The sequence below is a fragment of the Pseudomonas psychrophila genome, from assembly GCF_001043005.1.
Taxonomy (GTDB): Bacteria; Pseudomonadota; Gammaproteobacteria; order Pseudomonadales; family Pseudomonadaceae; genus Aquipseudomonas; species Aquipseudomonas psychrophila.
The window spans coordinates 108,969-130,948 of record NZ_JYKZ01000009.1; the positions used below are offsets into that span (position 1 = coordinate 108,969).

The 21,980-nt window shown below is 57.9% G+C and carries 20 protein-coding genes and 1 pseudogene; 5 read left to right on the plus strand and 16 right to left on the minus strand.

What is annotated here, in order from left to right:
• Positions 1–84: 84 nt before the first annotated feature.
• Together TU76_RS18325 and TU76_RS18330 are read right to left on the minus strand one after the other, a co-directional pair.
• Complete coding sequence (locus TU76_RS18325) at positions 85–642, minus strand: mechanosensitive ion channel domain-containing protein (protein ID WP_019824446.1); 558 nt, start codon at positions 640–642, stop codon at positions 85–87.
• Entirely contained in the window at positions 642–2,552 is a 1,911-nt protein-coding gene (locus tag TU76_RS18330; protein WP_048352273.1) for an ATP-binding cassette domain-containing protein, read from the minus strand. Before TU76_RS18330 ends, TU76_RS18325 begins: the two co-directional genes overlap by 1 nt.
• Positions 2,553–2,602: 50 nt before the next feature.
• Between TU76_RS18330 and TU76_RS18335 the strand changes: the two genes are divergently transcribed.
• A complete protein-coding gene (locus TU76_RS18335) occupies positions 2,603–3,067 on the plus strand; it encodes a TIGR02444 family protein (protein WP_048352274.1) in 465 nt (154 codons plus the stop codon).
• Here the strand turns inward: TU76_RS18335 and TU76_RS18340 are convergent.
• Positions 3,064–4,008: an AlgP family protein gene (locus TU76_RS18340; RefSeq protein ID WP_046808609.1), complete on the minus strand. Its 945-nt coding sequence runs from the start codon at positions 4,006–4,008 to the stop codon at positions 3,064–3,066. The two genes, TU76_RS18335 and TU76_RS18340, sit on opposite strands and share 4 nt — an antisense overlap.
• Before the next feature lie 247 nt (positions 4,009–4,255).
• On the opposite strand from TU76_RS18340, the gene TU76_RS18345 reads away from it, so the two are divergent.
• Entirely contained in the window at positions 4,256–4,921 is a 666-nt protein-coding gene (locus TU76_RS18345) for an FKBP-type peptidyl-prolyl cis-trans isomerase (protein ID WP_046808608.1), read from the plus strand.
• Positions 4,922–4,979: 58 nt separating this feature from the next.
• Here TU76_RS18345 and TU76_RS18350 read toward each other — a convergent pair whose 3' ends face one another.
• From TU76_RS18350 to TU76_RS25495, 8 genes and pseudogenes are all read right to left on the minus strand, one after another.
• Positions 4,980–5,450 carry an Rsd/AlgQ family anti-sigma factor gene (locus TU76_RS18350; RefSeq protein ID WP_019824437.1) on the minus strand — a complete coding sequence of 157 codons (471 nt, stop codon included), beginning with the start codon at positions 5,448–5,450 and terminating at the stop codon, positions 4,980–4,982.
• A 191-nt stretch (positions 5,451–5,641) separates the two neighbouring features.
• Complete coding sequence (locus TU76_RS18355; RefSeq protein WP_019824436.1) at positions 5,642–6,169, minus strand: disulfide bond formation protein B; 528 nt, start codon at positions 6,167–6,169, stop codon at positions 5,642–5,644.
• Between the two features lie 221 nt (positions 6,170–6,390).
• Positions 6,391–7,632, minus strand: a complete 1,242-nt coding sequence (locus TU76_RS18360) for a heme biosynthesis protein HemY (RefSeq protein ID WP_019824435.1) — start codon at positions 7,630–7,632, stop codon at positions 6,391–6,393.
• Positions 7,629–8,756: a uroporphyrinogen-III C-methyltransferase gene (locus TU76_RS18365; RefSeq protein ID WP_048352275.1), complete on the minus strand. Its 1,128-nt coding sequence runs from the start codon at positions 8,754–8,756 to the stop codon at positions 7,629–7,631. The genes TU76_RS18360 and TU76_RS18365 overlap by 4 nt, the downstream gene beginning before the upstream one ends.
• A gap of 16 nt (positions 8,757–8,772) precedes the next feature.
• The gene (locus tag TU76_RS18370; RefSeq protein ID WP_046808607.1) at positions 8,773–9,540 is read right to left on the minus strand and encodes a uroporphyrinogen-III synthase; all 768 of its coding nucleotides are present in this window, start codon (positions 9,538–9,540) and stop codon (positions 8,773–8,775) included.
• A complete protein-coding gene (gene hemC, locus TU76_RS18375; RefSeq protein WP_019824432.1) occupies positions 9,537–10,478 on the minus strand; it encodes a hydroxymethylbilane synthase in 942 nt (313 codons plus the stop codon). The genes TU76_RS18370 and hemC overlap by 4 nt, the downstream gene beginning before the upstream one ends.
• A gap of 127 nt (positions 10,479–10,605) precedes the next feature.
• Positions 10,606–11,352, minus strand: coding sequence for a LytR/AlgR family response regulator transcription factor (locus TU76_RS18380; RefSeq protein ID WP_019824430.1), 747 nt, complete (start codon positions 11,350–11,352; stop codon positions 10,606–10,608).
• A pseudogene (locus TU76_RS25495) lies at positions 11,349–11,468 on the minus strand (sensor histidine kinase); the annotation flags it as partial. The gene TU76_RS18380 and the pseudogene TU76_RS25495, both read right to left, overlap by 4 nt.
• 270 nt (positions 11,469–11,738) lie before the next feature.
• Here TU76_RS25495 and argH point away from each other — a divergent pair.
• The gene (gene argH, locus TU76_RS18385; protein ID WP_019824428.1) at positions 11,739–13,133 is read left to right on the plus strand and encodes an argininosuccinate lyase; all 1,395 of its coding nucleotides are present in this window, start codon (positions 11,739–11,741) and stop codon (positions 13,131–13,133) included.
• A 67-nt stretch (positions 13,134–13,200) separates the two neighbouring features.
• On the opposite strand, the gene TU76_RS18390 is transcribed toward argH, so the two are convergent.
• Positions 13,201–13,860, minus strand: a complete 660-nt coding sequence (locus TU76_RS18390; protein WP_019824426.1) for a glutathione S-transferase family protein — start codon at positions 13,858–13,860, stop codon at positions 13,201–13,203.
• Positions 13,861–13,984: 124 nt separating this feature from the next.
• Here TU76_RS18390 and TU76_RS18395 point away from each other — a divergent pair, with 124 nt between their 5' ends.
• On the plus strand, positions 13,985–14,269 hold the full coding sequence (locus TU76_RS18395; RefSeq protein ID WP_019824424.1) for a hypothetical protein: 285 nt from the start codon (positions 13,985–13,987) through the stop codon (positions 14,267–14,269).
• An 8-nt stretch (positions 14,270–14,277) separates the two neighbouring features.
• Here the strand turns inward: TU76_RS18395 and dibA are convergent, their stop codons facing one another.
• Complete coding sequence (gene dibA, locus TU76_RS18400; RefSeq protein ID WP_046808604.1) at positions 14,278–16,200, minus strand: phosphodiesterase DibA; 1,923 nt, start codon at positions 16,198–16,200, stop codon at positions 14,278–14,280.
• Between the two features lie 149 nt (positions 16,201–16,349).
• Here dibA and desA point away from each other — a divergent pair, with 149 nt between their 5' ends.
• Positions 16,350–17,534 (plus strand): delta-9 fatty acid desaturase DesA, encoded by a 1,185-nt coding sequence (gene desA, locus TU76_RS18405; protein WP_019824421.1) that lies wholly within the window; start codon positions 16,350–16,352, stop codon positions 17,532–17,534.
• 113 nt (positions 17,535–17,647) lie between these two features.
• Here the strand turns inward: desA and TU76_RS18410 are convergent, their stop codons facing one another.
• The 3 genes from TU76_RS18410 to gabD all read right to left on the minus strand — a co-directional run bounded on the left by TU76_RS18410 (position 17,648) and on the right by gabD (position 21,910).
• Entirely contained in the window at positions 17,648–18,862 is a 1,215-nt protein-coding gene (locus TU76_RS18410; RefSeq protein ID WP_048352276.1) for an HDOD domain-containing protein, read from the minus strand.
• 144 nt (positions 18,863–19,006) lie between these two features.
• The gene (gabT, locus tag TU76_RS18415; protein ID WP_048352277.1) at positions 19,007–20,290 is read right to left on the minus strand and encodes a 4-aminobutyrate--2-oxoglutarate transaminase; all 1,284 of its coding nucleotides are present in this window, start codon (positions 20,288–20,290) and stop codon (positions 19,007–19,009) included.
• A 177-nt stretch (positions 20,291–20,467) separates the two neighbouring features.
• Positions 20,468–21,910, minus strand: coding sequence for an NADP-dependent succinate-semialdehyde dehydrogenase (gabD, locus tag TU76_RS18420; protein ID WP_019824415.1), 1,443 nt, complete (start codon positions 21,908–21,910; stop codon positions 20,468–20,470).
• Positions 21,911–21,980: the final 70 nt, after the last annotated feature.

Sequence of the window (21,980 nt, forward strand, 5' to 3'; positions counted from 1 at the left end):
CCTTTAAGCTAATGTGTTGGTTGAAAATTGACCACTACTTTTTGTGGCCGCTGCCGCAGCGGTTACAGGGGGATGGCCGTGCTTTCAAAGGTCGCTTTCACGCCAGCGACGAACCGAGCGCTGAAAGAACAGGCTGTTAGGGACTTGCACCATGCTGCTGCCGCTGCCTGCTTCTGCGGGCTCGATCAGGGTGGTGTAGAGCAGGTTGATGGCCACAACCCGACCTTTGACGCCCGGCTTGTCGAGCGTATCGAGCAGCTCCACGATGTCGCCAATGCGAAACGGGCCCACCGTGAAGATCAACACCGCGCAAAGCAGGTTGGACAGCACGCTCCACATAGCGAAGAAGGCAATCGCTGCCACGGCCACAAAACCCGAGAGCGCAGTCCACAACACGGTGGCTGATACACCCAGTCGCTCCAGGACGACAATCACCGCACTGCCCATGATGAACCAGCGCAGCCCGCCTCGCAGAGGCATCATCAACTGAGGCGGAAACGGATAGCGCTCGCCCAGACGCGTAAGGAAGCGAGCCACTACGCGCTGAGAGAAATAGCCGGCCAACAGAATCAGCAGAATCTGCAAGCCGATCCACAGCGGTGCGATCAGCTCGGCTGGCAGGGGTAAGTTCAGGGCTTCCATCAGGACAGGGCTTCCAGTTCCGCTTGCATGGACTCAAGCAGCTCAAGAGCTTCCATCCAGCGTTCTTCCAACTGACCTTCGAGCACCTTGAGCTTGGCCTGTTCTGCCAGCAGATCACGCAATTCGTCCTTGCGGGATGCTTCGTAAACCGCGCTGTCGCCAAGACTGTTTTCGATTTTGGCCAACTTCTCGTTGACCTTGCCCAGTTCGCTTTCGAGCTTGTCGGCTTCGCGTTTGTGCGGTGCCAGTTGCTGGCGCAACGTTGCGGCAGCCTGACGCTGAGCCTTTTTATCGGTCTTGTCAGGGTTGACCGGCGTGGTACTTGCCGGCGCGTTGCGCAAACGGTAGTCAGCCAACCAACGCGCATAATCTTCGAGGTCACCGTCGAATTCCTGCACCTTGCCATCAGCCACCAACAGGAATTCATCCGTGGTGCTTTTGAGCAAATGCCGATCGTGAGATACCACCAGCACTGCACCGCTGAACTCTTGCAGCGCCATGGTCAGCGCCAGACGCATTTCGAGGTCGAGGTGGTTGGTCGGTTCGTCGAGCAGCAACAGGTTCGGCCGGCCCCAGGCGATCAACGCCAGTGCCAGGCGGGCTTTTTCACCACCCGAGAAATTCAGCACCGGCTCGTCGATGCGCGCACCGCGGAAGTCGAAGCCACCGAGGAAATCACGCAGGGTTTGTTCACGCTCAGCAGGAGCCAGGCGCTGCATGTGCAGCAACGGGCTGGCCTTGGAGTCCAGCGAGTCGAGTTGATGCTGGGCAAAGTAGCCAACCACCAGGTTCTCGCCACGGGCCAGGCGACCCGACAGCGGCTCGAGCTCACCCGCAAGGTTTTTGATCAGGGTCGATTTACCCGCGCCGTTTGGCCCGAGCAAGCCAATACGGGCGCCCGGGACCAGTTGCAGCTTGACCTTTTCCAGGATGGTTTTATCGCCATACCCCAGGCGTGCATCGGACAAGTCGAGCAGCGGGCTGGAGAGCTTGACCGCTTCACGGAACACGAAGTCGAACGGCGAATCCACATGGGCCGCGCTCAGTTCTTCCATGCGCTCCAGCGCCTTGATCCGGCTTTGGGCCTGACGGGCTTTGGTGGCCTGGGCCTTGAAGCGGGCGATGTAGCTTTCCATGTGCGCACGTTGCGCCTGCTGCTTCTCGTAGGCCTGCTGTTGCTGGGCCAGACGCTCGGCACGGGCACGTTCAAATGCGCTGTAACCACCACGATAAAGGGTGATTTTGCGCTGATCGACGTGGGCGATGTTATCGACCACTGCGTCGAGAAAATCCCTGTCGTGGGAGATCAGCAGCAAGGTGCCGGGGTAGTTCTTCAGGAAGTCTTCCAGCCACAGAATGGCGTCGAGGTCCAAGTGGTTGGTCGGCTCATCGAGCAGCAATAGATCCGACGGGCACATCAGCGCCTGCGCCAGGTTAAGGCGCATCCGCCAGCCACCGGAGAAGTCGGCGACCGGGCGGTCCATTTGTTCGTTGGTAAAACCCAGCCCGGCGAGCATTTTGCGGGCCCGGGCATCAGCCGTGTAGCCGTCGGCGCTGTCGAGCTCAGAGTGCAGGCGTGCCTGTGCGGCGCCATCCTCTTCAGCTTCGGCCTTGGCCAGATCGGCTTGCACTTGACGCAAGCGCAGGTCGCCATCGAGCACGTAGTCGATCGCAATGCGGTCGAGCGTGTCGATTTCTTGCCGCATGTGGGCAATCCGCCAGTCGGCCGGGAGCAGACAATCCCCGGAATCAGGCGTCAACTCACCCAGCAGCAAGGCGAACAAAGTGGATTTACCGGCGCCATTGGCGCCGACCAGACCGGCTTTGTGGCCGGCGTGCAGGGTCAGCTCGGCGTCTTCTAGCAGACGTTGCGGACCACGCTGTAAAGTCAGGTTCTGAAGTCGGATCATAATGGCGGCGGAGTCTACCAGCTTCCCTCTCAACTGGCGCGAATTGCACTATGCAGACTGACCTGTGGAATTACTGTTTGAACCTCTACGCCCGCCCAGGTGTAGAACCGGCGTGCCTGCACTTGCAGAGCCAGGGCCTGGATGTATGCCTTGTACTGTGTGCGGCCTGGCTTGAGGAGCGTGGCGTGGCCTGCGATGAGGCGCGCCTGGGGCAATTAAAAGCCTGCGCCGGGCCTTGGCAGCGTGAGGTGGTGCAGCCCTTGCGCCTATTGCGAACACACTGGCGTGAGGCGGCAACCCGAGACGATGCGCTGGCAGCGTTACGCAAGCAGATCAAGTCGTTGGAACTGGAGGCTGAGCGAACCTTATTGCAGCGCTTGGAATCGGTAACTCAAGGCTGGTCGACAGTGCAATCGCAAGAACCTTGCGATTGGCTGCAGAGGGTGGCGGGCAATGCCGACCACCCTGATTGCGACGCGCTGCACACGCTGCGCGCCGCAATCAACAACGCTTAAGAAGCGCTGGTTGGGGTGGTAGCCGAGTTTGCTGCAGATGCCGGGGTTGGCGTAGCAGCAACAGCAGGCGCAGCGGCAGCGGGTGCTACAGCAGGCTTGGCGGGTGTAGCGGCAGGCTTGGCTGCCGGTCTGGCCGCTGCAGGCTTTTTGACGGCCGGTTTTGCCGGGGCTTTTACCGCAGGTTTGGCAGCGGCAGGCTTGGCGGCAGCAGCAGGTTTGGCAGCGGCTGTTTTAGCAACAGGCTTGGCGGCGACTTTTACAGGCGCTTTAACCGGTGCTTTGACTGGCGCTTTGGCAGCAACCGGTTTGGCCACTGCGGGCTTAGCGGCTGGCTTGGCTGCAGCTGTTTTGGCAGCTACAGGCTTGGCGGCTGGCTTGGCCGCGGCGGTTTTTGCCGCAGGTTTTGCCGTGCGAGCTGCCGCCGGTTTTGGCGCAGCCGCTTTGGCCGCAGGCTTGGCGACTGCTTTAGCCTGGGCCTTGACCGGGGCTTTAGCGGCTGCTTTGGCAGCAGGTTTTTTCGCAGCTGACGCAGGCTTGGCATCGCGCGTTGACAACGCTTTGCCTACGGCCTCTTTGACGCGACCAATGCCTTGGGCCAACTTCAGGCTTTCTTGAGCATCGCGCTTGAGTTGCAGGATATAAGTGCGCGTTTCAGTTTGACGCTCTTTGAGCGAGTCGAGCAGTTGCTCAAGCTCTTTGACGCCAGACTTGGCTTTCGCCTGAGCCTTGGATTTGCCAGCATTGGCAGCGTCCTGCAGTTTGGCGCGGGACTTGTGCAGTTTTTCCTGCGCTTTGCCGCGCTGCTTTTCAAGCTTGGCGAGCAATTTCTCAGCATCAGCCAACGCTTGGGAACAAGCGTTTTCCAAATGCTCAAGCAGACTGCCTGAGAGCTGTTGGAGCAAGTGCAACGGCGTATTAACGGGCTTCTTATTGGCCGACATGGTTTACCTCCTGGCTGAAGTGAGTGCGGCTCATACTAGACCTCTGTAACTACCGCCGCTAGGGCATGTTGACACTAAGGATAGCTGTGCGTTGCATGACGTCGAAAAACTTGTGCTGGATCAATCTTTAACAATCACAGCGACTAAATTTTGCGGGTGGTTCAACGTTATCCAAACCCCTGAATAAATCATCGGTGCACGCTTTAGCGCTGGCATAATCCCTCGCACTTCACGCCGGAGAACTACCATGCCGCGTTACTTGTTAATGACGTTGTTGTGCCTTGCACCTTTGGCTCATGCAGCCCCGGCGCCATCCCCCGATGCCCCGCACGACCTGGCCTATAGCCTGGGTGCCAGCCTGGGAGAGCGCTTGCGCCAGGAAATGCCGGACCTACAAATAAAGGCGTTGATTGAGGGGCTGCGCACGGCCTATCAAGGCAAGCCGCTGGCGCTAAGTGATGAGCGTATTGAACAGGTATTGACGCAGCACCAGGCCCAGGCCGACAACACACAAAACTCGCCCGAAAGTGACACTGCATCCGAGCCTGAGCGTGATTTTTTGTTGAAGGAAAAACAGCAGCCTCAGGCTCGTGAACTGGCTGACGGCATTATCCTGACAGAACTCAAACCCGGTACGGGGGCAAAACCTGACGCACAGGACTCAGTCTATGTGAGCTATGTGGGCCGCCTGCCCGATGGCACAGTGTTCGACCACAGCAACCAGCCTCAATGGTTTCGCCTGGACAGCGTAATCGCGGGCTGGCGCAGCGCACTGGTGCAGATGCCCGTCGGCGCGAAATGGCGATTGGTGATCCCTTCCAGTCAGGCTTACGGGGCTGAGGGTGCGGGGGATTTGATTGATCCCGATACGCCGCTGGTGTTTGAAATCGAACTGTTCTCTATCAGAAAGTGAATGCTCCACAACAAAAAACGGTGCGCCATGGCGCACCGTTTTTTTTACTGCCAACTGCTTAAGCCTGAGCGGCTTCTTTCTGTTTGTGCGCGTTATGCAGCACCTCAATCAGGCAGTCTTCAAGCTCAAAACGCTCATCCAGCAAGGCGCCAAGAATCTTGATTTCTTCTGCCAGCTTGTCGCAGTCGGGTCGATGGGCCTTACCGTCGCAATGATCGTTGAAGGCCAGGGCAGCTTCGGTAATCACGTTGATTCGCGGGTAGATGGTCTCGGCCAAGGCAAGCCCGCGCTCATCATTGAAGGCCTGGGCCTCCTGATTCAGCTGCTCGTAAATCTCGAAATGGCCTGCAGAAACGTAGTCGACCAGGATCTGGCAAAACTCTTTTTGAGGCCCACGCTTGGGATTGTTTTGCTGATCGATCAGAGCAGCATAAGCACTCACAAGTTTACGGCGCTCATGCAACCAGCGATCAACCAGTTGGTGGACGCCGTTGAATCGTTCCTGAGCACTCTCACATCTTTCGAGCATGATGATCTCTCTTCCCTTGTGGGCCCATGCCACCCGACTTCAGCCGGGCCTATGTGAACCAAAACCTGCGCGATTGCACCGGCATTGGGCGGCATAACTCCAGTAATACGTGCGGGCCAGATTATGCCCGCACGGCAACTGCTTCAAGGTACGCAGGAGAGAAAATTCATACAAGTGTTTAATCCAGACTGCTACGTCACGTCGCAGCCACGGCGTAATTTGCCAGCATGCATTGAGCGTGTTATCTGAAAGATGCTCAGCACAAGCAGGCCGATAAAGGCCAACAGGCTTAGCTCGGGAACGCTCAAATCAAAAATGGTCCAGTGAATATGCGTGCAGTCTTCACTGCCCCGATAAATCATTGAAAAAATTTCGCCGGGCGACATGTTGCGCCAGACACAGGTCAGCTCCGGCTGACAGAACATCAACTGCTCTGGCGTCAACACTTGCAGCCTTACCTGTCTCAAGGCACTCGCAGCGCCTCCAAGTGCCAACAACGTGGACGCAATGGAATAGCACCACAGGCCAAAACGCCGTGGGCCATGCACAAAAGCCAATAGGTTGACGAGACAGAACCCCAGCAGGAAAAGCCGTTGCACCTGACATAACGAACAGGGCTTGAGCCCGGGCCCATACTCCAGATATAGAGTTGCACCCATCACCAAGGCGCCGATGAGAAAGGCCAAAAAGAAAATGAAACGTGAGCCTGCCAAAAACATGGCTTTTCCGTAACAAAAGAGACAGTCGGTTACGGTAGATGAAAGCCATTGGCCCTTTCAAGGTGGGCCTATGCGGATACTTCTTGAAGAAAGTAAGGAATTACCAACAAGAGCTGAAGGCTTCTAGTGTATTGCGCGTAGGAAATACCGACTCGTTAACGTATTCGCTGGGTTAAGCAACCCGTCTGACGTGCGCTTAAACACGCGCCAGACGGCTTGTTTCAGAGGCTGGTGGCCGTCACTGGCAAAGGTGATGCCAGCAAACGCTCATCCAGCAGATTCAACCCTTCCTGAAACAGTTGATTGCTGCGCGTTGTATCCCCTAGCTGAGCCAGCAGTCGCGCCAGCTCTGCACAGGTTTCAGGATTGCGCTCAACCTTCAGGCTGCTTTCGAGATAGTCCCGGGCCTTGCCCCACAAGCTGTTTTGCAAGCACAAGCGGCCAAGGGTCAATAGCAGACTAGCGTCCCCCGGGTGGGTTTTTAGCCATCCTTCAGCGACCTGCAACTGCTTGACCGGGTCGCTGCCGCGCACCAGGCCATAGAGCCGCACAAGATGACTGTCGTAACTGCGCTTGAGCGCTCCACGCAAGACTTCTTCGGCTTCTGTTTGCGCGCCCAACTGGCGTAACTGCTCAGCGTAGGCCAGAACCAGTGCGGGCTCCTGGCGCTGAGCCGAGGTGAGTTGTTGCCAGGAACGTTGCAGAGATTGCAGCCCTGCCTCGCCTTCAGTTTCGCGCTGGGCCGCTAGGCTCAGATTTTGTCCCCAGGCCCGACGCTCAAGCTCTGCAAGCTCCTTGGCCGGCAAAACCTTGTCCTTGCGCAACTCAGGCAACAGACGAATCAGCGCCGCCCAGTCGCCACGCTGCTGGTGCAGACGCTGCAACTGGCGTAGCACCTGGACGTTATGCGGATGACGCTCGTGCATGGCTTGCAGGGTCATCAGCGCGCCATCTGTATCGGCGCGGTCCACTTGTAACTGGGCATGGCTCAAGGCAATGGCCAGTTCAGCCTGGGGCTGACGTTCCAGTGCACGTTCGAGCAAGTTATCGCTTTCTTCGTAATGCCCCTGTTCGTTGGCGGCGCGTGCGGCGCCCAGATAGTAGAGCAAGGGTTGAGGCTCAGCTTCAGCAGCACGCGCCAGGTGCTTTTGCGCACTGGCCCAACGACCTTCAGCGAGGTCCATCTGGCCTTGCTCGATGGCGATCTGCACCCGACGGGTGCGATTACGCCGCGACCACGGGTTCACCAACCCGGTAGAAGCCGTAACCAGCTCTACCAGCAGTTTGATCCCCCACACCAGCAACCACAGGACCGCCAGCAGAGCGAGCGTTGCCCATACGCTGGATTCGTAGCGAAAGCTTTTGTAAGCAATCAGCACATAGCCCGCGTCCTCAGCGATTGCCAGGCCGATGCAGGCCGCAGCTGCAATCAACAAAAACACAATCACGTAGAAACGCTTCATGGAAGAGTCTCCTGCGCCGGGTTGGCAGCGGCTTTACCTGGCTCGTCGGCTCGCACATGCCGACGCTCAAGATAAGCCTGCACCGCGCTCAGGGTGGCAGCAAGGTCCGGGGTTTTAATCGTGACCGGCTGCTTGCCGAGTTCGATTACTTGCTCAAGAATTTTTTTACTCTGCGGGTTATCCGGGTTGAAGTTGCCCTTGAGGACTTCTTGCGCTTGCGCCAAGGCCTGGGTGTACACCGATTCCTGACCATTGAGGGCCGCCCATTGGGCTTGCTCGAGTGCAAGACTCAAGGCCAGGCGAACTTGCGTCAGGCTTTGACCTGCCAACAGTGGGCGCACATTTTTGTCGGCATTGAAGTCAATACGAATGTAGTGCGAGATTTCATCCCACCACTGCGCCCAACGGCTCGCGCCATCACCGTCTGCCGTCAGGCCTGCCAGCGAATCACCTTGATTCTGATAGGCCGGGGCCAGGGCGCTGAGCTGTGCAACCTGATCACGCAAGGCGGCCAATTGCAAAAACAGGCCCGTGCGATCCGGTTGCTCAATGCTGCGCAGTGCCGCCAGACTTTTTGCCAGTTGTTCACGGGCCGCGAAAGAACCCGGATCATTTTGCTCGCGCAAAATGGCGTCCGCACCCTGAACCAGCGCCTCGGCGCTGGTGATGTCTTGCAGAGCCGACAGGCGCAAGGTCGCCAACCGCAGCAAGTGCTCGGCCTCGGCCAGACGCCAGTCTTTGCGGCTTTCACCCAGCACGGTTTCGAGGCGCTGGTTCAGGCGCTGCTGATCGCCTTGCAGCTGCACAACCAGTTGACGCTGGTTATCCAGCTCGCCCGCGGAGGGCAATTGGTTGACGCGCGTCAGCAACTGTTGCTCACCCTGCTTGATCGACAGCGTTTGCGCAGCCAGGGCGGGTACGTCGCTTAGCTGCTGCTGGGTGGTGGCTTGCAACTGACGCACCTGCCACACACCCCAGCCGCCGACGGCAATACCGGCAGCGCCCAGCAATAGGGCGAAAACGGCCAGACCATTGCCTCGACCCTGCGGCGCAGGCTCAGCATTTTTAGCCTGCGCTTCTGGCGCGGGCTGTACGTGTTCTTTGGACAAGACTGTTTCGCTCACGAATCCATCCTTTGCATTAGAAAGCAGGTGCGGGATGCTCCCGCAGCGCCGCCAGCAAAGCCGCGGCACTCGCGCCACGACAATCCACAACGTTTTGCGCCCCGGCGCTGCGTGCCATCTCAGCAACCCGAGGGCTTGGAACAAACAATGGCAAGCTTCCAAGTTGCGACCAGGTATCGCCTGCCAATTGGCGTAAATGTTCAAAACCCTGCCCACTGCTGACCACCAGCGCGTTCAGGCGTTCCACTTTAACTCGCTGATACAGGGTCGCAGGCGGGTATGACGGCAGTTCGCGACGATAGAGCTCAAGGTAGTCGACCTGCGCCCCAAGGCTACGCAGACGGTCCGCCAGCATCTCACGACCGCCCTCCCCGCGCAGGATCAGTACCTTGGGCTGATCACGGCCAACCGCTGATTCAAACTCAGGCATCGCCAGCAAGGCTTCGCTGTCATCCCCGCATTGAGGGTAGCTAACATCGAGGCCGTAGTCGGCGAGAATCTGCGCGGTGGCGGCGCCAACGCTGAACCACTTCTGTCGCGGCGCTTGTGGCCAGTATTGATTGACCAGCTCAAGCCCCAGGCGCGCCGCAGGCTTGCTGACGACAATTACCGCGCAGTAACGGTCAATACTCTCAACCAGCGCACGCTGCGCGTCGGTCAGGGCCAATGGCCTGATCGCCAGAAGTGGCAAGCTGCTGCTGTAAACCCCCGCAGCCGCCAGTTCATGGGCCAGGGCTGCCGACTCCTCGGCAGGCCGGGTCAGCAACAAGCGCCAGCCGGTCACTCGTGACCTGCCTCACCATAGACGGCTTTAAGGATATCCCCTGCGCCCTGGGCCAGCAGCGCCTCGGCCACTTGCACACCCAGCTCGGTAGCCGAAGTACGCGGCGCTCGGGCATCGGCGCTCAGCAACACGCCGCCGCTTGGCTCACCGACCAGCCCGCGCAGCCAGATTTGCTCGCCTTCCAGCACCGCATAGCACGCGATCGGTACCTGGCAGCCACCATTGAGATGCTTGTTCAGAGCACGCTCTGCCGTTACGCGCACGGCGGTATCGGCATGGTGCAAGGGTGACAGCAAGGCATGGATTTGGGTGTCAGCGCTGCGGCACTCGATGCCTACGGCACCCTGGCCGCCAGCGGGCAGGCTGTCATCGATGCTGATGGCAGAGGTGATGCGATCTTCGAAGCCGAGGCGGATCAGACCGGCAGCTGCCAGGATGATGGCGTCGTATTCGCCCGCATCGAGTTTGGCCAGGCGGGTGTTGACGTTGCCCCGCAGAAAGCGGATCTCAAGATCCGGACGGCGAGTCAGCAATTGAGCCTGGCGGCGCAGGCTGGACGTGCCGACAACGCTGCCATGCGGCAAGTCATCGAGACTGGAGAAGGTGTTGGAGACGAAGGCATCACGCGGGTCTTCACGCTCGCAAATGCAAAACAGGCCCAGACCTTCCGGGAAGTCCATCGGCACGTCCTTCATGGAGTGCACGGCGATGTCGGCTTCGTTTTCAAGCAGAGCCGTTTCCAGCTCCTTGACGAACAGCCCCTTGCCGCCGATTTTCGACAGCGGCGAGTCCAGCAGCTTGTCACCACGGCTAACCATGGGCACCAGGGTCACCAAAATACCTGGGTGAGCCTGCTCTAAACGGGCTTTAACGTATTCGGCCTGCCACAGAGCCAGGGCGCTTTTACGGGTAGCGATGCGGATTTCGCGAGAGGACATGGATCAATCCGTACTGAAAAGATACGGCTGATAATAACAGCTCAGCCAAAACAGCTTTGACTTGTATCAGAAAGTCCTCGGCCTCCCTGGCCCGAAAACGGCGCTCCAGCGCCTTTTTCAGCGCGAACTACAGCTGCTGCATCATTTTGCGCACTCCCGCCACATGCCGTCGGCTCACGATCAGTGCGTCACCGTTGAGCCCTCGAAGGAACAACTGAAAGTGCCCCAGCGGCGTGCGCTGCAAACGCTCGATCCGGTCACGCGCTACCAGTGCATTACGGTGAATTCGCACAAAGCGCTCACCAAACTCGTCCTCGAGCGCCTTGAGCGGTTCATCAAGCAATACTTCGCCGCCAGCGTGACGCAAGGTCACGTACTTATGGTCGGCTATAAAGTAGATCACCTGGTCGATCGGGATCAGTTCAATGCCTTTGCGGGTTCTGGCACTGATGTGACTGCGCGGGCCACTGCCGGTTTGCGCAGCAGGCCGGGTGAGCGCGGCCAGTTGCACGCGGTTGGGCCGATGGGCCTCTTTCAAGGCGGCGCTCAAGTCCTGCGCAGTGACCGGCTTGATTACATAGCTGACGCCGCTGTCTTGCAGGGCCTGCACGGAAAATTCGTCAGGCGCCACGCAAAACACCACCGATGGAGGTAGCTCGCGCTCGCATAATTTGGCTGCAACCTGCAACCCGTCCAGGCCCGGCAAACGGATATCGAGCAAAACGACATCCGGTTTCAGGTTTTCGATCAGGGTGAGTGCCTCTTCGCCATTTGTGGCGCCAGGCTCCAGCAACGTGTAGCCCCCAAGCGTGCTGAGCAAGTGGCTCAAATGCTCGCGGGCCAGGGTTTCGTCATCAACGATCAGGACATTCATATAGCGCTGTATTCCTGCGTGAGTCTCGCACAAGGATAGCGTAGACAGGTGAAGTGACGACTGTCACGGCGATCCACGCTAAGACTAGCGCGAAGGCCAAAAAGTGCCGTAAACCTCACAGCAAAATTCACCTGTCTCGGTTGCTCGATTTAATACCGGATACGTCTGGCGATCTACAAAGACCTGCAGCGACTGATCCATACGACCAACTGTAGACGGTTGCCAAGACGAAAGTATTCAAACGATACATTTCGTTTCGGATTTTTGTTTATACCGCACTTCACACAAAAACCTGCCGACCTGCGTCAACGCCTTGATTGGCAACCCTGTTATGATCCGCGGTAACTTTTTGTGTAACTCCCCCTCAGCCGATTACGAGCGAATCCATGAGCACCGACAAGACCAATCAGTCCTGGGGCGGCCGCTTCAGTGAACCCGTCGACGCCTTCGTTGCGCGTTTCACCGCCTCCGTCACTTTCGACCAGCGCCTTTATCGCCACGACATCATGGGCTCCGTGGCTCACGCCACCATGCTGGCCAAGGTTGGCGTACTGACCGATGCAGAGCGCGACAGCATCATCGATGGCCTCAAGTCCATCCAGAGCGAAATCGAAGCGGGCACGTTTGACTGGCGCATCGATCTGGAAGATGTGCACATGAACATCGAGGCGCGTCTGACCGACCGCATCGGCGTGACTGGCAAAAAACTGCACACTGGCCGCAGCCGTAACGACCAGGTAGCCACCGATATCCGCCTGTGGTTGCGTGATGAAATCGACGTGATCCTGGCCGAAATTACCCGCCTGCAAAAAGGCCTGCTGGACCAAGCCGAACGCGAAGCTGAAACCATCATGCCCGGCTTTACGCACCTGCAGACGGCACAGCCAGTGACATTCGGTCACCACATGCTGGCCTGGTTCGAGATGCTCAGCCGCGACTACGAACGTCTTGTCGACTGCCGCAAGCGTACCAACCGCATGCCCCTGGGCAGCGCCGCACTGGCGGGTACCACTTACCCGATCGACCGTGAGTTCACTGCTCAACTGCTGAACTTTGACGCTGTAGGCGGCAACTCGCTGGACAACGTGTCCGATCGCGACTTCGCCATCGAATTCTGCGCCGCGGCCAGCATTGCGATGATGCACCTGTCGCGCTTCTCCGAAGAACTGGTGCTCTGGACCAGCGCGCAGTTCCAGTTCATCGATCTGCCGGACCGTTTCTGCACCGGCAGCTCGATCATGCCGCAAAAGAAAAACCCCGACGTGCCAGAACTGGTACGTGGCAAAAGTGGCCGTGTATTCGGTGCACTGATGGGCCTGTTGACCCTGATGAAGGGCCAGCCGCTGGCCTACAACAAGGACAACCAGGAAGACAAGGAGCCGCTGTTCGACGCAGCCGATACCCTGCGCGACTCGTTGCGCGCCTTTGCCGACATGATCCCGGCGATCAAGCCAAAGCACGCAATCATGCGTGAAGCGGCATTGCGCGGGTTCTCGACCGCCACCGACCTGGCCGACTATCTGGTTCGCCGTGGCCTGCCGTTCCGTGACTGCCACGAAATCGTCGGCCATGCCGTTAAATACGGTGTCGAGACAGGCAAGGATCTGGCAGAAATGAGCCTCGAAGAACTGCGCCAGTTCAGCGATCAGATCGAAGACGACGTGTTTGCCGTGCTGACGTTGGAAGGCTCGGTCAATGCCCGCGATCACATCGGCGGCACCGCGCCCGCGCAAGTGAAAGCAGCTGTTGTTCGTGGCAAGGCGTTGTTGGCTACCCGCTAACTTCTGAGCAATACAAAAAAACGGGCACCTTCGGGTGCCCGTTTTTTATTCAGCGCCACTACCCGCGTTATTTCTTGCTGCTGATCCAGGCCAGAAACTGCGGCATGGCGGCCTCTTTGTCAGCGGCAATTTTTTGCACGTGCGGGTTTTGCTCCAGTCGCTCCAGCAACGCCCTGGCCCCCGGCATTTCAGCCAGCAGGTCCAGACCAAACACCTTGTGGCCTACGGCACAGGCCAGATTGACGCTGAAGACAAAGTAAATATCCGCAACACTCAGGGTTTCACCCGCCACATAAGGTGCGAACTTGCCGTGACGCCCCAATGAAGCCATGCCCTCCAGCAGCTCGGTCCGCGCTTTTTCCTTGATCGCTTCCGGCACTGTCATGCCGAAGAAAGCTTCGGCGTAGCACGCGCGTGCAGGTAATTCGATGTACAGCTCGATTTCCTTGGCCAGCGCCAGCACTTGAGCGCGCTCAAACGGATCCACCGGCAACAGTTTTGGGCCTGGCTGGGTCTGTTCGATGTACTCGAGGATCACGCTGGTTTCATTGACGTAACCTTGTTCAACGCCCAGTACCGGAACTTTGCCACGGGGGCTGATGGCGAGTGCCTCAGGGCTTTGACCGGCAAAAAACGGCACTTCCTCAAAAGGTACGCCCTTCTCCAGCAGCGCCAGTTTGACCATGTTGTAGTAGTTACTGACTGAGAATCCATAAAGCTTGAGCATCACAAAGCCTCCGGGCCGTGTAGGGGTTGGCAGCGACTCTTATAGAGCTTCGTTACTGGACTGGCTAGCAGCATCATCAGGCTGAATACCGTTAGACTGGCCGTCTTTACTTAAGGAGCCTGCCATGAGCGAGCCAGTTGATATCGATAACGAAGAAGAAGAGTTTGCCGAGTCCACGCTGATTCAGGCCATTGAAAACCAGATTGAAAGCGACAACCCGCCTGCCGCCAAAGCCACGTTCAACAAGCTGACGCTGGTCGGCTACGAGCGTGAAGACATTCTGCAGATGATGGCCCACGTGCTGGCCGTGGAGATTGACGCGATCCTCGAAGAAGACCGCGCCTTCAACACCGAGTGGTATGAAACCGCCCTGCGTGCACTGCCAACGTTGCCGCCAGAGAAGAACTGAACCACAGCTCAGGTGCGAATGGCAGGTGCCCGTTGCCAGTCAAGTTCCTTTGCCGGCATCGGACGCCCGAACCAGTAGCCCTGACCCAGGTTGCAGTTAAGGTCGAGCAGGAACCGCGCCTGCTCGACTTGCTCTATCCCTTCGGCATGCACCTGCAGGCCCATGCTTTGGCCTAGCGCGATAACCGCGCGCACGATCGCCACATCATCATTGTCACCGGGTAACCCGGCGACAAATCCCTGATCGATTTTCAGCTTCTGCACAGGTAATCGCTTGAGTCGCAGCAACGATGAAAAGCCGGTACCAAAATCATCGATGGCCAGGCGCAAACCCAGCGCTCGAAGGCGATGCATCTGCTCCAGTGCGACTTGAGAGTTATCCATCACCGCACTTTCGGTCACCTCCAGCTCCAGCAACGATGGGTCCAGCCCCGTGTCTGCCAGTACCGTTGAAACCAGCGTGTACAACTCAGGTCGCGCAAATAACCGGCTGGAAATGTTCACCGCCACAAATGACAATTTCAGGCCAGCCGCTTGCCACTGAACCATCTGCCAACAGGCCTGCTCCAGCACCCAGGCGTCAATTTCTGCAATCAATCCGGTGCGCTCGGCGATCGGAATAAACTCTCCGGGCGACAACAGCCCCCGCAGTGGATGCTCCCAGCGCACCAACGCTTCAACACCAATCAGGCGACTGGTGTGCAGATCGTGCACCGGCTGGTAATACACTCGCAGTTCTTGCTGCTCCAGGGCGCGGCGTAAATCACCGGCTACCTCGATACGGTATTGCGCATGGGCGGTCAGCTCTTCGGTGTACAAGGCGTAGCCTTCACGCCCGATGCTTTTAGCCTTGAACAGGGCCGAGTCGGCATTGCGCAACAGTTGCTCGGCGTTCAATGCATCTTTGGGGAACACGCTGATGCCAATACTGGCGCTGATAAACAACTGATGTTTATCGACATCGAATGCACCCTTCATGACTTCCAGGACCTGTTGCGCAGCATTGGCGGCATGAGCCACTTGCGGGCAATTATCGACCAGCACGGCAAATTCATCGCCACCCAGACGGGCCACCGTGAAGCCCTTGCCAAATATCCTCAGCAAACGATCAGCGACTGCCTTGAGCAAAAGATCACCGATGTTATGGCCAAGGCTGTCATTGATGATCTTGAAGTGATCAAGGTCGATCATCAGCAGCGCACAACCCGTCTCATGGCGTTGCGCAAACGCCAGGGCCTGCTCGGTACGGTCAGTAAACAACAGCCGATTGGGCAAGTCTGTCAGCGGATCATGGTGAACCAGTCGTGCCAGTTCGTTCTGGGAGTGCTTGATCGCCGAAATATCCGAAAAAACTGCGACATAGTGAGTGATCTGCCCCTTGTCATCAGTAATGGAGCGGACTGTCTGCCATTGCGGATAAACCTCGCCACTCTTGCGCCGGTTCCAGATCTCCCCGTGCCAGTCACCGCTTTCATCAATCGACTTGAACATCGCCTCATAGAATGCAGGACCGTGGCGACCCGACTTGAACATGTTCGGTCGGTGGCCCAGCACCTCTTCGACCGAATAGCCGGTGATCTCAACCAACGCTCGGTTCACATGCACAATCACGCCGCGACTGTCGCTGACCAGCACTCCTTCGCGCGTACAGTCAAAAACCACGGCTGCCTGGCGCAGGCGTTCTTGGTCCTGACGCTGGCGCTTCAAGCCGGGGCTTATGCCCAAAAAACCGAACAGGCGAGCCCGGGCAAAAAAAATCAACACGGCACTGAACAGAGCAAAAACATAGCCGTTTATCAGTTGCCACTTCGCCAGCTGGGCTGAATCATCGAAATAACTGTTCAATAAATGATCAGTTATCAGCAGCCAGAAAACCGATAGCAGCCCGTATAACAAGGCCGTACGCAAGGCATCTCGAGAGGAAACGGACATAAGAAAGATAAAGCACCTACAAAAAAATGGGAATTATAGTGTAAGAAACATCCAGGCACTCTTATCTGAAAGGGCGACTGGTTTTATCTGGCTGCATGGTGATAATGCGTGTTGCAGTTTTTTTCATCTTCCCGAGGGCCAAACAGCCTATGTGGTACAACGGTTTTCTCGACTTGTCGGCCTGGCAACTGGTGGCAGTCACTCTGTTGATGACCCACGTGACCATTATCGGTGTCACGGTTTATCTACACCGCTACTCAGCCCATCGCTCGCTGGAGCTCAACGGTGGCCTGAAACACTTTTTCCGCTTCTGGCTTTGGTTGACCACGGCACAGAACACCCGTGAGTGGACAGCCATCCACCGCAAACACCACGCCAAATGCGAAACCGTTGATGACCCGCACAGCCCGGTTATCAAAGGGTTATCGACCGTTTTGCGAAAAGGTGCAGAGCTGTATCGCGAAGAAGCTCAAAATCCTGAGACATTGCGTATTTACGGCAAAAATTGCCCTGAAGACTGGATTGAGCGAAATGTTTATTCGCGTTACAAAATGCTGGGTGTGGCAATCATGCTGGTCATCGACCTGCTGCTGTTCGGCGCCATCGGCCTGACCATCTGGGCCATCCAGATGATGTGGATCCCGGTATGGGCTGCAGGCGTGGTCAACGGTCTGGGCCATGCAGTGGGTTATCGCAACTTTGAGTGCCGCGACGCGGCCACCAATCTGGTGCCGTGGGGCATCATCATTGGCGGCGAAGAGCTGCACAACAACCATCACACCTACCCCAACTCGGCCAAGCTGTCGGTCAAGAAATGGGAGTTCGACCTGGGCTGGGCCTGGATAAAAGTCTTCAGCTTTTTGCGTCTGGCCAAGGTGCAGCGTGTCGCGCCAATTGCCCATCGGGTGGAAGGCAAAGGCAATCTGGACATGGACACCGCGATGGCGATCCTCAACAACCGTTTCCAGATCATGGCGCAGTACCGAAAGCTGGTCATTGCGCCTCTGGTTCAGCAAGAGCTGGCCAAGGTCGATCACTCGGTGCGCCACCAGTTCCGCCGTGCCAAGCGCCTGCTTTCCCGTGAGACCAGCCTGCTTGAAGAGCGTCATCACCAGCGTATCGAAACGATGCTGGAGCATAGCCATTCGCTCAAAGTGATTTACGAGAAGCGCCTGGCCCTGCAACAGATCTGGGTCAAGACCAGCACCAATGGTCACGACATGCTGGCAGCGATCAAGGAATGGATACACGAAGCAGAAGCCAGCGGGATTCAGTCGCTGCGCGAATTTGCTCACCAGCTCAAGACCTACTCGCTGCGACCTGCGGCGGTTTAAAGACTGGCCCCGCCTCCACCGATCAGGTGGGAGCGGGCTTGCTCGCGATGCAATCACCGCGGTTTGCCTGACAAACCGCGACGCCTGAATCGCGAGCAAGCCCGCTCCCACCGTTACGGTTTATCGATCAACTGCAAAAGCTGCGACATGCCTACTCGCAACAAGCGAGCCGTCTTCCCGCCAGCCACCTCGGCAATCCCCTCTTCCGATTCCAGATTGGCGACTTGCGCCGCCAGACTCATCACCAGCGCTTCGCGTGAATACACTCCGCCACCCAAGTGATAAATCGCCGCTATCAACTCACGCAACTCCAGCGGCAAACGCCAGCGCGTGCGCAAGGCCGAGCCGTAGGCGGCTCCGAATTCGCTCAATGACGCGTCAATGGCAAGGGTGTCGAGCTCGCCACCGGCCTGCTGCCACGCCTCAAGGCTGCGCAACAAGGCCAGATCGCCCAACCGATGCAACAACCCGGCACAGTAGCAACGCTCTTGATCTAGGTTAAGCATGCCCGCCAGCTCAAAACCATACTGCGCCGTACGCAATGACACAGCCCACTGCTGTTCGGCGTAATCCGCCAGGCAAGGGTCCGTCAGTTGCGCGCTGCGCTTTAGCGTCAGCCCAAGGACAAGGTTCATGCTCTGCGCAGGTCCGAGCAACTGCAACGCTTGGGCAAGTGTCTGGGCAGGGTCAATGCGGTGCTGTGCAGCGCTGTTGGCCGCCGCAATCATGACCGCGGTAATTTGTGGGTCAGTGCGTACGGCCTGCTCTAGCAGTGCAAGGTCCAACCCCTCGGGAGTGAGGCTGCTGTTGAGCGCCGACTGCGCATCCACCAGAAGCGGCGCGCCATCTGAAGAGGCTCGGTGCTGCTCCAGAAACCGCTTGAGGGTCATGCCGGGGACCAGTGCCGGCACTTCGCACGAAATCTCTTGCCCCGCGGTCAGCAGCAGCCCCTTGAGGCGCCTGGTCAGGCCGGCAATGTCCAGCGGTGTCGTCAGGTAGGCCGTGGGTGCCAGTGGCAATGCTTCGCGCACACTCGCGCTGTCATTGCGCGCACTCAGCAAAATAAAAGGCTGCGCTGGAACAGCCCGGCGCTGACGCACAGTGCGCAACAAATCCAGGCCGCTGACTCCGGGCAAATCACGATCAGCAATCACAAGTCCGTAGTGTTTTTTGCTCAACTGCGCGAGCGCCTGCTGACCATCCCCACATACATCCAGCTGAGCATCACAACGTACCGTCAGCACCACCTGCTTGAGCAAGTCCTGAGTCCAGGGGTCGGCCTCGGCGATCAATACAGTGGGCACCGCGCTTAAATCTACAACCGTCATCCAATTTTCTCTCCGCACAATGCCTGCACCTTAGTCAAAGGCCGTACGGGGTTACAGAAAAAATCACCCAAACAGATAGTTCAAACGCAAAAAAACCGCCGAAGCGGTTTTTTTGTGTCTCAGATCACACCCTCAAGGGTGGACTCAAGCCAGTTCAGCGAAGCACTCTTCGATGATGGCCAGGCCTTTGTCCAACTGCTCGTTTGGCGAAGTCAGTGGAACCAGCACACGCAGGACGTTGCCGTAAGTGCCGCACGACAGCAGGATCAAACCTTTATCGCGAGCCTTGGCAACCACTTGCGCCACTGCAGCCGCGTTTGGCTTGTGGGAGTCGCCGCCTTCGAACAGCTCGACCGCGATCATCGCACCCAGCGCACGCACGTCACCGATCACGGGGTACTTGGCCTGAATGGCCTTGAGGCCAGTGACCAGACGCTCGCCAACTTCTTTGCAGCGATCCAGCAGGTGTTCCTCTTCAAACACCTCAAGCACTGCCAGGGCAGCTGCGCAAGCAATCGGGCTACCAGCATAGGTGCCGCCCAGACCGCCTGGTGCAATGGCGTCCATGTATTCAGCCTTGCCACACACACCGGCCAACGGGAAGCCGCCCGCAATGGATTTGGCGAAGGTGGTCAGGTCGGCAGTAACGCCCATCTGTTCCATGGCGAAGAAGGTGCCAGTACGGCCAGCGCCGGTTTGCACTTCGTCAGCGATCAGCAAGATGCCGTGCTTGTCGCACAGTTCGCGCAGGCGGGCCATGAACGCTTTGGGCGCCACGTAGAAACCACCTTCGCCCTGTACCGGCTCGATGATGATGGCTGCGATGTCTTTAGGCTCGGCATCGTTTTTGAAGATGCGTTCGATGCTGGCGATGGAATCGACAACCGAGACGCCATGCATTTCGCACGGGAACAGAGCGCGGAAGATGCCGCCTGGCATCAGGCCCATGCCTGCCGAGTACGGTACGACTTTGCCGGTCAGGCCCAGGGTCATCATGGTGCGACCGTGGTACGCGCCAGTGAACGCGATCACGCCAGCACGGCCTGTAGCAGCGCGGGCAATTTTCACCGCGTTTTCTACGGCTTCAGAACCGGTGGTGACCAACAGGGTTTTCTTGTCGAAATTGCCCGGCACTTTGGCGTTGATCTTTTCGCACAGTTCAACGTACGGCTCGTAAGCCAGTACCTGGAAGCAGGTGTGGGTCAGTTTGGTCAGTTGCTCTTGCACCGCAGCAATGATTTTCGGGTGCAGGTGACCGGTGTTCAGTACCGCGATACCGCCTGCAAAGTCGATAAACTCACGACCTTCAACGTCAGTTACGGTGGCGTTCTTCGCTGACTCGGCAAAGATCGGGTGGATCTGGCCAACACCGCGCGGGACAGCAGCTTCACGGCGTTTCATCAGGGATGCGTTGGTCTTGTTGCTCATGGTGTTCCTCATTCGCCGCTCATCAAGCGGCGTGGTTCAAGGCTGACGCGCCGGGAAGACAACAGGCCAGCATGCGATGATCGACTGGCATGGCGCTCCCGGCCACAAAAATTAACAGTTTGAAACGCAGGGGAAGCATCGCTCTCGTGCCCCCTCTGCTTGAACCACCCGCCGGGTTTAGATGCCCAGGCAGAGATATTTGATTTCCAGATAATCTTCGATGCCGTACTTCGAGCCTTCACGGCCCAGGCCCGAAGCCTTGATCCCGCCGAACGGCGCGACTTCGTTGGAGATCAGGCCGGTGTTTACACCCACCATGCCGTATTCCAGGGCTTCAGCCACACGGAACACACGGCTCAAGTCGCGGGCATAGAAGTACGACGCCAGACCGAACTCGGTGTCGTTGGCCATTGCGATCACTTCAGCTTCGTCTTTGAAGCGGAACAGTGGCGCCAGCGGACCGAAGGTTTCTTCCTTCGCCACGGCTGCGTTTTTCGGCACGTTGATCAGAATGGTCGGCTCGAAGAAGCTGCCTTCCAGGCTGTTGCCGCCAGTCAGCAGAGTGGCGCCTTTGCTCAGTGCGTCAGCGATGTGCTCTTTGACCTTGGCCACGGCCTTGTCGTCAATCAGGGGGCCTGTGGTGGTGCCTTCGTCCAGACCGTTGCCGATCTTGAGTTTGGCCACGGCCACTTTCAGTTTTTCAGCGAACGCGTCGTAGACCGAATCCTGAATGTAGAGCCGATTTGCGCAAACACAGGTCTGGCCGTTGTTGCGGTATTTGGAAATGATCGCGCCTTCGACGGCCTTATCCAGGTCCGCGTCGTCAAACACGATGAAAGGTGCGTTGCCGCCCAGTTCCAGCGACACTTTCTTAATGTCTTTGGCGCATTCGGCCATCAGTTGACGACCGATTTCGGTCGAGCCCGTGAAAGACAGTTTGCGCACGATCGGGTTGCTGGTCAGCTCGCCGCCAATGTCACCCGCACTACCGGTCACAACGCTCAGCACGCCTTTAGGGATGCCGGCACGGTGTGCCAGCTCAACCAGTGCCAACGCCGAGAACGGAGTTTGCGAAGCAGGCTTGATCACCATGGTGCAGCCAGCAGCCAAGGCCGGGCCCGCTTTACGGGTGATCATGGCCGCAGGGAAATTCCACGGAGTAATGGCAGCGGTCACGCCAATCGGTTGTTTGATCACGATCAGACGCTTGTCTGGCTGATGGCCCGGGATCACGTCACCATAAACGCGCTTGGCTTCTTCGGCGAACCACTCGATGAACGAAGCGGCGTAAACGATTTCGCCCTTGGCTTCGGCCAGAGGCTTGCCTTGTTCCAGGGTCATGAGGCGACCAAGGTCGTCCTGGTTTTCGATCAGCAGCTCAAACCAGCGACGCAGCTTGTTTGCACGCTCTTTGGCGGTCAGTGCACGCCAAGCGGGCAACGCATTGTCAGCGGCTTCAATGGCACGACGGGTTTCAACCGCGCCCATTTTTGGCACTGTACCGATGATTTCACCGGTAGCCGGGTTGTTGACCTTAATTGTCTGGCCACCGTCCGCATCAACCCAAGCACCATCGATATAGGCTTGTTGGCGGAACAACTGTGCGTCTTTGAGCTGCATGTGGGCTTTCCTTAACAGCACCGCGCAGGCGCGGAGCGAATTATTAAAAGTAGAAAGGCGCCATAGAAGG